This is a genomic window from Pseudomonas sp. ADAK21 (assembly GCF_012935735.1).
GTDB lineage: Bacteria > Pseudomonadota > Gammaproteobacteria > Pseudomonadales > Pseudomonadaceae > Aquipseudomonas > Aquipseudomonas proteolytica.
In genome coordinates this window covers 2,830,152-2,843,184 of record NZ_CP052857.1, presented here as the reverse complement: position 1 = coordinate 2,843,184, position 13,033 = coordinate 2,830,152, and the positions used below count along the sequence as shown (strand labels likewise).

Genomic DNA, 13,033 nt, shown 5'->3' with positions numbered 1-13,033 from the left:
GCGTACCCCTTACTTAGCAGCTTTTTTACGAGGCGCTGGTGCTTGTGGTTTCAGTTCTTCTTGGCGACCACCAATTACTTCGCCTTTGAAGATCCAAACCTTTACACCGATCACACCGTAAGTGGTGTGAGCTTCGTAGTTGGCATAGTCGATGTCGGCACGCAGGGTGTGCAACGGCACACGACCTTCGCGATACCATTCAGTACGTGCGATTTCAGCACCGCCGAGACGACCGCTCACTTGGATTTTGATGCCCTTGGCACCAATACGCATTGCGTTTTGCACGGCGCGCTTCATAGCACGACGGAACATTACGCGGCGCTCCAGCTGCTGAGCTACGCTCTGCGCAACCAGCATACCGTCGAGCTCCGGCTTGCGGATCTCTTCGATATTGATGTGCACAGGCACACCCATTTGCTTGGTCAGGTCCTGACGCAGTTTCTCAACATCTTCACCTTTCTTCCCGATAACGATACCTGGACGAGCGGTGTGGATGGTGATACGTGCAGTTTGAGCCGGACGATGGATATCGATACGGCTTACGGACGCGCTTTTTAGTTTGTCTTGGAGATACTCACGCACCTTCAGATCAGCGAACAAATAGTCCGCATAAGTCCGACCGTCTGCGTACCAGACGGAGGTGTGCTCCTTGACGATTCCCAGGCGAATGCCAATGGGATGTACTTTCTGACCCATCTCTTCGACTCCGTTACTTGTCAGCAACCTTGACAGTGATATGGCAAGACCGCTTGACGATGCGATCAGCACGGCCTTTGGCACGCGGCATGATACGCTTCAGCGAACGCCCTTCGTTGACGAAAACGGTGCTGACCTTCAGGTCATCAACGTCTGCGCCTTCGTTATGCTCGGCGTTGGCTACGGCCGACTCCAGCACTTTCTTCATGATCTCGGCGGCTTTCTTACTGCTGAAAGCCAACAGGTTGAGCGCTTCGCCCACCTTCTTCCCGCGGATCTGGTCGGCGACCAAGCGGGCTTTCTGGGCGGAGATTCGAGCGCCCGACAACTTAGCGGCTACTTCCATTTCCTAACCCCTTAACGCTTGGCTTTCTTGTCTGCCACGTGCCCACGGTAAGTGCGGGTACCGGCAAACTCGCCCAGTTTGTGGCCGACCATGTCTTCGTTAACGAGAACTGGGACGTGTTGACGACCGTTGTGTACTGCGATGGTCAAACCGACCATTTGTGGCAGGATCATAGAACGGCGCGACCAGGTCTTAACTGGTTTGCGATCGTTCTTTTCCGCCGCCACTTCGATCTTCTTCAGTAGGTGAAGATCAATAAAAGGACCTTTTTTCAGAGAACGTGGCACTGTCGTATCCCTCTATTTACTTGCGACGACGGACGATCATTTTGTCGGTACGCTTATTACCACGAGTCTTCGCGCCCTTAGTCGGGAAGCCCCATGGCGATACCGGATGACGACCACCAGAGGTACGACCTTCACCACCACCGTGTGGGTGGTCAACCGGGTTCATGGCAACACCACGAACGGTTGGGCGAACGCCACGCCAGCGTTTGGCACCAGCTTTACCCAGCGAACGCAGGCTGTGCTCGGAGTTCGAGACTTCGCCCAGGGTCGCACGGCATTCAGCCAGTACTTTACGCATCTCACCAGAACGCAGACGCAGGGTCACGTAGACACCTTCACGAGCGATCAGCTGAGCCGAAGCACCAGCGGAACGAGCGATCTGTGCGCCTTTACCTGGCTTCAATTCGATGCCGTGTACGGTGCTACCAACTGGAATGTTACGCAGTTGCAGAGCGTTGCCCGGCTTGATCGGTGCCAGGGCACCTGCGATCAGCTGGTCGCCAGCACTCACGCCTTTAGGCGCGATGATGTAGCGACGCTCGCCATCTGCGTACAGCAGCAGAGCGATGTGAGCAGTACGGTTTGGATCGTATTCGATACGCTCGACAGTGGCAGAGATGCCATCTTTGTCGTTGCGACGGAAATCGACCAGACGATAATGCTGCTTATGGCCACCACCGATGTGACGAGTGGTAATACGACCATTGTTGTTACGACCACCAGTCTTCGATTTCTTCTCGAGCAGCGGTGCGTGAGGAGCGCCTTTATGCAGCTCCTGGTTGACCACCTTGACCACAAAACGGCGGCCAGGGGAAGTCGGTTTGCATTTAACGATTGCCATGATGCACCCCTTCCTTACTCAGCACTGCTGCTGAAATCGAGATCTTGGCCTGGCTGAAGGGAGATAACTGCCTTCTTCCAGTCATTACGCTTGCCCAGACCGCGAGCAGTGCGCTTGCTCTTACCCAGAACATTCAGGGTAGTAACACGCTCTACTTTCACGCTGAACAGGCTTTCGACGGCCTTCTTGATTTCCAGCTTGGTTGCGTCAGTTGCAACCTTGAAAACGAACTGGCCTTTCTTGTCAGCCAGAACCGTAGCCTTTTCGGAAACGTGCGGGCCAAGCAGAACTTTAAATACGCGTTCCTGGTTCATCCCAGCAGCTCCTCGAATTTCTTCACGGCCGACACGGTGATCAACACCTTGTCGTATGCGATCAGACTAACTGGATCGGAACCTTGCACGTCACGTACATCAACGTGTGGCAGGTTGCGAGCAGCCAGGTACAGGTTCTGATCAACAGCTTCGGACACGATCAAAACGTCGGTCAGATTCATGTTGTTCAGCTTGCCCAGCAGATCTTTGGTTTTTGGACCTTCAACAGCGAAGTCCTGAACCACGACCAGACGATCAGTACGCACGAGTTCAGCAAGGATGGAGCGCAGTGCTGCGCGATACATCTTCTTGTTGAGCTTCTGAGAGTGATCCTGTGGACGAGCTGCGAAAGTGGTACCGCCGCCACGCCAGATTGGGCTACGGATAGTACCGGCACGAGCACGGCCAGTACCTTTCTGACGCCAAGGGCGCTTACCGCCACCACGAACGTCGGAACGGGTCTTTTGCTGCTTGCTACCTTGACGGCCGCCGGCCATGTAGGCCACGACTGCTTGGTGAACGAGCGTCTCGTTGAATTCGCCGCCAAATGTCAGTTCGGAAACTTCGATCGCTTGAGCGTCATTTACATTTAATTGCATGTCAGCTTCCCCTTAACCGCGAGCCTTGGCCGCTGGACGTACAACCAGGTTGCCGCCAGTAGCGCCAGGAACAGCACCCTTGACCAACAACAGATTGCGTTCAGCGTCGACGCGCACTACTTCGAGGGACTGCACGGTCACGCGCTCAGCGCCCATATGACCGGACATTTTTTTGCCCTTGAATACACGACCAGGAGTCTGGCACTGGCCAATAGAGCCCGGGACGCGGTGGGAAACGGAGTTACCGTGAGTGTTGTCTTGGCCACGGAAATTCCAACGCTTGATCGTACCCTGGAAGCCTTTACCTTTGGACTGACCGGTTACATCAACCAGTTGACCAGCGGCGAAGATTTCAGCGTTGATCAGATCGCCAGCCTGGTAGTCACCATCTTCAAGACGGAACTCCATGACAGTACGACCAGCTGCAACGTTTGCTTTAGCGAAGTGACCTGCTTGAGCAGCAGTCACGCGCGAAGCACGACGCTCGCCGACAGTGACTTGCACTGCACGATAGCCATCGGTTTCTTCAGTTTTGAACTGGGTGACGCGATTCGGCTCGATCTCAATGACCGTGACCGGAATGGAGACACCTTCTTCGGTGAAAATACGGGTCATACCGCATTTACGACCGACTACACCAATAGTCATGTTGTAAACCTCATGAGTGTACGGGGCTTTCACCCGCTATGGCCGCCCATTTCAGAGCGTTACACGACTAAGACCCGAGTCTTAGCCGAGGCTGATCTGTACTTCCACACCGGCCGCCAGATCAAGCTTCATAAGAGCATCAACGGTTTTATCCGTTGGCTGGACGATGTCCAGAACGCGCTTATGAGTACGGATCTCGTACTGGTCACGCGCGTCTTTGTTGACGTGCGGGGAAACCAGAACGGTGAACCGCTCTTTGCGGGTAGGCAGTGGAATAGGACCACGCACTTGTGCCCCAGTACGTTTCGCGGTTTCCACGATTTCCTGGGTGGATTGGTCGATCAGGCGATGGTCAAAAGCCTTCAACCTGATACGGATTTGCTGATTTTGCATTGGATTTCAGACTCCGGCTGCTATTCCCAGCGAGCGCAATACGCCCGTTAAAAGGAGGCGCAATTCTATAGACGCCCCAGATAGGTGTCAACCCAATAAAAAAGGCCTCCGCTAAGCGGAGGCCTTCTCAAAAAACCGAGCTACCTCAGAAGAGATAATTACTCGATGATTTTAGCTACAACACCAGCACCAACGGTACGGCCGCCTTCACGGATAGCGAAGCGCAGACCGTCTTCCATTGCGATGGTTTTGATCAGGGTGACAACCATTTTGATGTTGTCGCCTGGCATTACCATCTCAACGCCTTCCGGCAGTTCGCAGTTACCAGTTACGTCGGTAGTACGGAAGTAGAACTGTGGACGGTAGCCTTTGAAGAACGGAGTGTGACGACCGCCTTCTTCTTTGCTCAGCACGTACACTTCAGCTTCGAACTTGGTGTGCGGCTTAACCGAACCTGGCTTAACCAGAACCTGGCCACGCTCAACGTCGTCACGCTTGGTACCACGCAGCAGAACGCCGCAGTTCTCGCCAGCACGACCTTCGTCGAGCAGCTTACGGAACATTTCAACACCGGTGCAGGTGGTGACGGTAGTGTCACGCAGACCAACGATTTCCAGTGGATCCTGAACCTTGACGATACCGCGCTCGATACGGCCAGTTACAACAGTACCGCGACCGGAGATCGAGAATACGTCTTCGATTGGCATCAGGAACGGCTTGTCGATAACACGAACTGGATCTGGGATGTAGCTGTCCAGAGTCTCAACCAGTTTACGAACGGCAGTGGTGCCCATTTCGTTTTCGTCGTTACCTTCCAGAGCCATACGAGCAGAACCGATGATGATCGGAGTGTCGTCGCCTGGGAAGTCGTAAGTGCTCAGCAGATCGCGCACTTCCATCTCAACCAGTTCCAGCAGCTCAGCGTCGTCTACCAGGTCAGCCTTGTTCAGGAAGACCACGATGTACGGAACGCCAACCTGACGGGACAGCAGGATGTGCTCACGGGTTTGTGGCATCGGACCATCAGCGGCCGAGCAAACCAGGATTGCGCCGTCCATCTGGGCAGCACCGGTGATCATGTTCTTCACATAGTCAGCGTGACCTGGGCAGTCAACGTGAGCGTAGTGACGGATCAGCGAGTTGTATTCAACGTGCGCGGTGTTGATGGTGATACCACGAGCTTTTTCTTCTGGCGCGCTGTCGATTTTATCGAAATCAACGATTGCGGAACCGAATACTTCGGAGCAAACGCGAGTCAGAGCAGCAGTCAGAGTGGTTTTACCATGGTCAACGTGACCGATGGTGCCAACGTTGACGTGCGGTAGGGAACGATCAAATTTTTCTTTAGCCACGACAATTAACTCCTTGCCTAAAGGACTGAATCAGCCTTGTTTTTTGGATACAGTTTCAGCGATATGCGCCGGAGCTGTGTTGTATTTTTTGAATTCCATAGAGTAGCTTGCGCGACCCTGGGACATGGAACGAACGTCGGTCGCATAACCGAACATCTCACCCAACGGAACCTCGGCGCGAATCACTTTGCCGGAAACCGTGTCTTCCATACCCAAGATCATGCCGCGACGACGGTTAAGGTCGCCCATGACATCACCCATATAGTCTTCAGGTGTAACAACTTCTACCGCCATGATTGGCTCAAGCAACTCACCACCGCCCTTCTGGGCCAGTTGCTTGGTTGCCATGGAAGCAGCCACCTTAAACGCCATCTCGTTGGAGTCGACGTCGTGGTAAGAACCGTCAAAAACGGTTGCTTTCAGGCCGATCAGCGGATAGCCGGCAACAACACCGTTCTTCATCTGCTCTTCGATGCCCTTCTGGATAGCAGGGATGTATTCCTTAGGAACCACACCACCTACTACTTCGTTCACGAATTGCAGACCTTCCTGACCTTCGTCAGCAGGAGCAAAACGGATCCAGCAGTGACCGAACTGACCACGACCGCCGGACTGACGAACGAACTTGCCTTCGATTTCACAGTTCTTCGTGATGCGCTCACGATAGGAAACCTGAGGCTTACCGATGTTGGCTTCGACGTTGAACTCACGGCGCATCCGGTCAACCAGGATGTCCAGGTGCAGCTCGCCCATGCCGGAGATGATCGTTTGACCAGTCTCTTCATCAGTCTTGACGCGGAAAGATGGATCTTCCTGAGCAAGCTTGCCCAGAGCGATACCCATTTTTTCCTGGTCATCCTTGGTCTTAGGCTCTACGGCAACCGAGATAACCGGCTCCGGGAAGTCCATGCGAACCAGGATGATTGGCTTAGCAGCGTCGCACAAAGTCTCACCAGTGGTGACGTCCTTCATGCCGATCAGGGCCGCGATGTCACCAGCGCGTACTTCCTTGATCTCTTCGCGGGCGTTTGCGTGCATTTGCACCATACGACCCACGCGCTCTTTCTTGCCTTTAACCGAGTTGATCACGCCGTCACCGGAGGCCAACACGCCCGAGTAAACGCGGACGAAGGTCAAAGTACCCACGAATGGGTCAGTAGCGATCTTGAACGCCAGAGCCGAGAACGGCTCGCTGTCGTCAGCATGACGCTCCATCTCTTCTTCCTCGTTATCAGGGTTGGTACCCTTGATAGCAGGAATGTCGGTTGGAGCAGGCAGGTAGTCGATAACGGCGTCGAGAACCAGGGGAACACCCTTGTTCTTGAAGGAAGAACCGCAAACAGCCAAGACGATCTCACCAGCAATAGTACGCTGACGCAGAGCGGCCTTGATTTCCACGTTGGTGAGTTCTTCACCTTCGAGGTACTTGTTCATCAGCTCTTCGCTGGCTTCGGCAGCAGCCTCAACCAGGTTATTGCGCCACTCGTCAGCCAGTTCCTGCAACTCTGCAGGGATAGGCTTGCGAACAGGAACCATACCTTTGTCGGCGTCATTCCAGTAGACGGCTTCCATGGTGATCAGATCGATCTGGCCCTGGAAGTTGTCTTCGGAACCGATAGCCAATTGGATTGGCACCGGAGTGTGACCCAGACGCTGCTTGATCTGACCGATCACGCGCAGGAAGTTCGCACCAGCACGGTCCATCTTGTTTACGTAAACAAGACGCGGAACACCGTACTTGTTGGCTTGACGCCATACGGTTTCCGACTGAGGCTCAACACCCGAAGTACCGCAGAACACAACGACCGCGCCGTCGAGTACACGCAGGGAACGTTCAACTTCAATAGTGAAGTCAACGTGGCCCGGGGTATCGATTACGTTGAAGCGATGCTCGTCTTTGTACTGCTTGGCAGAACCTTTCCAGAAGGCGGTAATAGCAGCAGAAGTAATGGTAATACCACGCTCCTGCTCCTGAACCATCCAGTCTGTGGTCGCGGCGCCATCATGCACCTCGCCCATTTTGTGACTTTTGCCGGTGTAAAACAGTACGCGCTCGGTGGTGGTGGTTTTACCAGCATCCACGTGAGCAACGATACCGATGTTACGGTAGCGGCTAATCGGAGTAGTACGAGCCATAAAGCCCTCGCAAAATTAGTGAAGCTAAGATTAGAAGCGGTAGTGCGAGAAAGCTTTGTTAGCTTCAGCCATACGGTGCACGTCTTCACGCTTCTTAACAGCAGCACCTTTACCTTCAGCAGCGTCCAACAGCTCGCCGGCCAAACGCAGAGCCATAGACTTCTCGCCGCGCTTACGGGCGAAGTCTACCAACCAGCGCATTGCCAGGGCGTTACGACGGGACGGACGAACTTCAACCGGAACCTGGTAAGTAGCACCGCCTACACGGCGCGACTTCACTTCGACCAGCGGAGCGATGGCGTCGAGAGCTTTCTCGAAGATTTCCAGGGGGTCGCTGTTCTTGCGTTCTTTAACCTTTTCCAGCGCGCCATAAACGATACGCTCGGCAACGGCTTTCTTGCCGCTTTCCATCACGTGGTTCATGAACTTGGCCAGGATTTGGCTTCCGTATTTTGGATCGTCAAGCACTTCGCGCTTGGCTGCTACGCGTCTTCTTGGCATGGATAAGCCCTCAAACGGTCTTCAGGTTCGTTCGGAATCGGTGCCCTTGCGGGACGCCTCCGACCTTACTCTTATCGACTCAGAAAATAAGATGATTCAGTTTACAAAAAGCCGCTACTACTTAGGCTTCTTGGTACCGTACTTCGAACGACCCTGGTTACGACCTTTAACGCCGGAAGTATCCAAGGAGCCGCGTACGGTGTGGTAACGAACACCTGGCAAGTCTTTTACACGACCGCCGCGGATCAGTACCACGCTGTGCTCTTGCAGGTTGTGGCCTTCACCGCCGATGTACGAGGAAACCTCGAAACCGTTGGTCAGGCGCACACGGCATACTTTACGCAGTGCCGAGTTAGGTTTTTTCGGCGTAGTGGTATACACGCGAGTGCATACGCCACGACGTTGCGGGCAGTTCTGCAGCGCAGGCACGTCGGATTTCTCGACGATACGCTTACGCGGCTGACGTACCAGCTGGTTGATAGTTGCCATCTACTAGCTCCACTGTTGTCTTGCGACGCTATTGTCTTGCAAGAAAAGCAAAATGGCAGGAACGAATTCCCGCCAAATTTAGGGGTACAAGAGTCTAAAGAGGATCTTGCCCCCAGTCAAGGCAAGGCCCCGACCTCCCCCTCCACCGAAACCCGACAAAACTGTCTTGTTCCGACGAACGGGGCTGCCAGGGCCCGGTCTTATTTATCGCAGAACTCAGTTACCGCTAGAGTTCAGCGCTTCGGTCAGTGCAGCTTCCACTTCACTGGCGCTTACGCGCAGCGGCTTGTCGAGTTCACGGCGACGCTTACGCTCGCTGTGGTAGGCCAAGCCGGTACCGGCCGGGATCAGACGACCCACAACCACGTTTTCTTTCAGGCCGCGCAGGTAGTCGCGCTTGCCGGTTACCGCCGCTTCGGTCAGTACGCGAGTGGTTTCCTGGAAGGAAGCCGCCGAGATGAACGATTCGGTGGACAACGACGCCTTGGTGATACCCAGCAGAACACGAGTGAACTTGGAGACAAACTTGTCCTCCGTGCTCAGGCGCTCGTTTTCTACCAGTACGTGAGTCAGTTCCATCTGGTCGCCCTTGATGAAACTCGAATCGCCGGATTCAGCGATTTCAACTTTACGCAGCATCTGACGCAGGATGGTCTCGATGTGCTTATCGTTGATCTTCACGCCCTGCAGACGGTAAACGTCCTGGATCTCGTTGACGATGTACTTGGCCAGCGCACTCACACCCAGCAGACGCAGGATGTCGTGAGGATCGCTCGGGCCGTCGGAGATAACTTCGCCGCGGTTTACCTGTTCGCCTTCGAAGACGTTCAGGTGACGCCACTTCGGAATCAGCTCTTCATACGGATCGCTACCGTCGTTCGGGGTAATGACCAGACGGCGCTTGCCCTTGGTCTCTTTACCGAACGCGATGGTGCCGCTGACTTCAGCCAGGATCGACGCTTCTTTCGGACGACGAGCTTCGAACAAGTCGGCAACACGCGGCAGACCACCGGTGATGTCGCGGGTCTTCGAAGTTTCTTGCGGGATACGAGCGATAACATCACCGATCGCGATCTTCGCACCATCCGCTACACCGACCAAGGCGTTGGCTGGCAGGAAGTACTGAGCGATAACGTCAGTGCCTGGCAGCAACAGATCCTTGCCGTTGTCATCGACCATCTTCACGGCAGGACGGATGTCTTTACCGGCAGCTGGACGATCTTTGGCGTCGAGTACTTCAATGTTGGTCATACCGGTCAATTCGTCAGTCTGACGCTTGATCGTGATGCCTTCTTCCATGCCCACGTAGGTCACGGTACCTTTCATTTCGGTAACGATTGGGTGAGTGTGCGGATCCCACTTGGCCACGATTGCGCCAGCGTCGACCTTGTCACCTTCTTTAACCGAAATCACAGCACCGTACGGCAGCTTGTAACGCTCACGCTCACGACCGAAGTCATCAGCGATTGCCAGCTCACCGGAACGGGACACAGCAACCAGGTGGCCATCCACTCGCTCAACGTGCTTGAGGTTATGCAGGCGGACGGTACCGCCATTCTTCACCTGAACGCTGTCAGCTGCGGAGGTCCGGCTAGCCGCACCACCGATGTGGAACGTACGCATGGTCAGCTGGGTACCCGGCTCACCGATGGACTGGGCAGCGATAACGCCGACCGCTTCACCGATGTTCACCTGGTGACCACGAGCCAAGTCACGGCCATAGCACTTGGCGCAGATGCCGTAGCGGGTTTCGCAGCTGATCGGCGAGCGAACAATCACTTCGTCGATGCTGTTGAGTTCGATGAACTCGACCCACTTCTCATCTACCAGGGTGCCGGCAGGAACGATAACTTCCTCGGTACCTGGCTTGAATACGTCACGGGCAATAACACGGCCCAATACGCGCTCACCCAGCGGCTCTACAACGTCACCGCCTTCAATGTGCGGAGTCATCAGCAGGCCGTGCTCGGTGCCGCAATCGATCTCGGTTACGACCAGATCTTGTGCAACGTCTACCAGACGACGAGTCAGGTAACCGGAGTTAGCGGTTTTCAACGCGGTATCCGCCAGACCTTTACGAGCACCGTGCGTGGAGATGAAGTACTGAAGTACGCTCAAACCTTCACGGAAGTTCGCAGTAATCGGCGTTTCGATGATGGAACCATCCGGCTTGGCCATCAGGCCACGCATACCGGCGAGCTGACGGATCTGCGCAGCAGAACCCCGTGCGCCCGAGTCGGCCATCATGTACATCGAGTTGAAAGACTCTTGATCGACTTCGACGCCGTGGCGGTCGATGACCTTCTCTTTCGAGAGGTTGGCCATCATCGCCTTGGACACTTCGTCGTTGGCCTTGGACCAAAGGTCGATCACTTTGTTGTACTTCTCGCCCTGGGTTACCAGGCCGGAGGCGTACTGGCTCTCGATCTCTTTCACTTCGTCAGTAGCGGCACTGATGATGCGGGCTTTTTCATCCGGGATAACGAAGTCGTTAACACCGATGGAAACGCCGGAAATGGTCGAGTAAGCGAAACCGGTATACATCAACTGGTCAGCGAAGATCACGGTCTCTTTCAGACCAACCACGCGGTAGCACTGGTTGATCAGCTTGGAGATCGCCTTTTTCTTCATCGGCAGGTTGACGACGTCGTAAGACAGACCTTTTGGCACAACCTGGTACAACAGCGCACGGCCGACAGTGGTGTCGACGATACGGGTGTTGCTCACGCTGCCGCCGTCACGGTCGTTGACGGTTTCGTGGATCCGCACCTTGACCTTGGCGTGCAGTGCGGCTTCGCCGGCACGGAACACACGGTCAACTTCTTGCAGGTCAGCGAATACACGACCTTCGCCCTTGGCGTTGATCGCTTCACGGGTCATGTAGTACAGACCCAATACAACGTCCTGCGACGGAACGATGATTGGCTCACCGTTGGCTGGCGACAGGATGTTGTTGGTCGACATCATCAACGCACGCGCTTCCAACTGGGCTTCCAGTGTCAGCGGTACGTGCACGGCCATTTGGTCGCCGTCGAAGTCGGCGTTGTACGCAGCACAGACCAGAGGGTGCAGCTGGATAGCCTTACCTTCGATCAGTACCGGTTCAAACGCCTGGATACCCAGACGGTGAAGGGTCGGTGCACGGTTGAGGAGAACCGGGTGTTCGCGAATCACTTCAGCAAGAACGTCCCAAACCTCTGGCAGTTCGCGCTCGACCATTTTCTTGGCCGCTTTGATGGTGGTCGCAAGACCGCGCATTTCCAGCTTGCCGAAGATGAACGGCTTGAACAGCTCCAGCGCCATCTTCTTAGGCAGACCGCACTGGTGCAGACGCAGGGTCGGGCCTACGGTAATTACCGAACGACCGGAGTAGTCAACACGCTTACCGAGCAAGTTCTGACGGAAACGACCCTGCTTACCCTTGATCATGTCAGCCAGGGACTTCAGAGGACGCTTGTTGGAACCTGTGATAGCACGGCCACGACGACCGTTGTCGAGCAAGGCATCGACCGCTTCTTGCAACATACGCTTTTCGTTGCGCACGATGATGTCCGGAGCGGACAGATCAAGCAGGCGCTTCAAGCGGTTGTTACGGTTGATCACGCGGCGGTACAGGTCGTTGAGGTCGGACGTCGCGAAACGACCACCGTCCAACGGTACCAGCGGACGCAGGTCTGGCGGCAGAACCGGCAGAACGGTCAGCACCATCCACTCTGGCAGGTTGCCGGAGCCCTGGAAGGCTTCCATCAACTTCAGACGCTTGGACAGTTTCTTGATCTTGGTTTCGGAGTTGGTTTGCGGAATTTCTTCGCGCAGACGACCAATCTCGTGCTCCAGGTCGATAGCGTGCAGCAGTTCGCGGACAGCCTCGGCACCCATGCGGGCATCGAAATCGTCGCCGAACTCTTCCAGCGCTTCGAAGTACTGCTCGTCGTTCAGCAGCTGACCCTTTTCAAGGGTGGTCATGCCTGGATCGATAACGACATAGCTCTCGAAGTAGAGAACGCGTTCGATATCACGCAGGGTCATGTCCATCAGCAAACCGATACGGGACGGCAGCGATTTCAGGAACCAGATGTGGGCAACCGGCGAAGCCAGCTCGATGTGCGCCATGCGCTCACGACGAACCTTGGCCAGCGCGACTTCAACGCCACACTTCTCGCAGATCACACCACGGTGCTTCAAGCGCTTGTACTTACCGCACAGGCACTCGTAATCCTTTACCGGGCCAAAGATCTTGGCGCAGAACAGGCCGTCACGCTCAGGTTTGAACGTACGGTAGTTGATGGTTTCCGGCTTTTTAACTTCACCGAACGACCACGAACGGATCATCTCAGGCGATGCCAATCCAATACGGATGGCGTCGAACTCTTCGACTTGACCCTGGTTTTTCAGCAAATTCAGTAGGTCTTTCAAGGCCTTTCCTCCTGG

General features: G+C 55.0%; 13 protein-coding genes. All 13 read right to left on the bottom strand.

Annotation, left to right across the window (positions count from 1 at the left end; all coding sequences use genetic code 11):
• Positions 1–9: 9 nt before the first annotated feature.
• The 13 genes from rpsC to rpoC all read right to left on the bottom strand — a co-directional run bounded on the left by rpsC (position 10) and on the right by rpoC (position 13,018).
• Positions 10–696 (bottom strand): 30S ribosomal protein S3, encoded by a 687-nt coding sequence (gene rpsC / locus HKK57_RS12810; RefSeq protein WP_003176422.1) that lies wholly within the window; start codon positions 694–696, stop codon positions 10–12.
• A 13-nt stretch (positions 697–709) separates the two neighbouring features.
• Entirely contained in the window at positions 710–1,042 is a 333-nt protein-coding gene (gene rplV / locus HKK57_RS12805; RefSeq protein WP_003103908.1) for a 50S ribosomal protein L22, read from the bottom strand.
• An 11-nt stretch (positions 1,043–1,053) separates the two neighbouring features.
• A complete protein-coding gene (gene rpsS / locus HKK57_RS12800) occupies positions 1,054–1,329 on the bottom strand; it encodes a 30S ribosomal protein S19 (RefSeq protein WP_002555486.1) in 276 nt (91 codons plus the stop codon).
• Positions 1,330–1,345: 16 nt separating this feature from the next.
• The gene (rplB, locus tag HKK57_RS12795) at positions 1,346–2,170 is read right to left on the bottom strand and encodes a 50S ribosomal protein L2 (RefSeq protein ID WP_003176423.1); all 825 of its coding nucleotides are present in this window, start codon (positions 2,168–2,170) and stop codon (positions 1,346–1,348) included.
• 14 nt (positions 2,171–2,184) lie between these two features.
• A complete protein-coding gene (gene rplW / locus HKK57_RS12790; protein ID WP_002555488.1) occupies positions 2,185–2,484 on the bottom strand; it encodes a 50S ribosomal protein L23 in 300 nt (99 codons plus the stop codon).
• Positions 2,481–3,083 (bottom strand): 50S ribosomal protein L4, encoded by a 603-nt coding sequence (gene rplD, locus HKK57_RS12785; protein ID WP_029299292.1) that lies wholly within the window; start codon positions 3,081–3,083, stop codon positions 2,481–2,483. Before rplD ends, rplW begins: the two co-directional genes overlap by 4 nt.
• A gap of 12 nt (positions 3,084–3,095) precedes the next feature.
• The gene (gene rplC / locus HKK57_RS12780) at positions 3,096–3,731 is read right to left on the bottom strand and encodes a 50S ribosomal protein L3 (protein WP_003194649.1); all 636 of its coding nucleotides are present in this window, start codon (positions 3,729–3,731) and stop codon (positions 3,096–3,098) included.
• A gap of 81 nt (positions 3,732–3,812) precedes the next feature.
• The gene (gene rpsJ, locus HKK57_RS12775) at positions 3,813–4,124 is read right to left on the bottom strand and encodes a 30S ribosomal protein S10 (RefSeq protein ID WP_003186070.1); all 312 of its coding nucleotides are present in this window, start codon (positions 4,122–4,124) and stop codon (positions 3,813–3,815) included.
• 158 nt (positions 4,125–4,282) lie between these two features.
• On the bottom strand, positions 4,283–5,476 hold the full coding sequence (tuf, locus tag HKK57_RS12770) for an elongation factor Tu (RefSeq protein ID WP_029299269.1): 1,194 nt from the start codon (positions 5,474–5,476) through the stop codon (positions 4,283–4,285).
• Positions 5,477–5,506: 30 nt separating this feature from the next.
• A complete protein-coding gene (fusA, locus tag HKK57_RS12765) occupies positions 5,507–7,612 on the bottom strand; it encodes an elongation factor G (protein WP_029299268.1) in 2,106 nt (701 codons plus the stop codon).
• Positions 7,613–7,642: 30 nt separating this feature from the next.
• On the bottom strand, positions 7,643–8,113 hold the full coding sequence (gene rpsG / locus HKK57_RS12760) for a 30S ribosomal protein S7 (protein ID WP_002555493.1): 471 nt from the start codon (positions 8,111–8,113) through the stop codon (positions 7,643–7,645).
• Between the two features lie 117 nt (positions 8,114–8,230).
• On the bottom strand, positions 8,231–8,602 hold the full coding sequence (gene rpsL, locus HKK57_RS12755) for a 30S ribosomal protein S12 (protein ID WP_002555494.1): 372 nt from the start codon (positions 8,600–8,602) through the stop codon (positions 8,231–8,233).
• A gap of 216 nt (positions 8,603–8,818) precedes the next feature.
• Complete coding sequence (rpoC, locus tag HKK57_RS12750; RefSeq protein ID WP_029299253.1) at positions 8,819–13,018, bottom strand: DNA-directed RNA polymerase subunit beta'; 4,200 nt, start codon at positions 13,016–13,018, stop codon at positions 8,819–8,821.
• Positions 13,019–13,033: the final 15 nt, after the last annotated feature.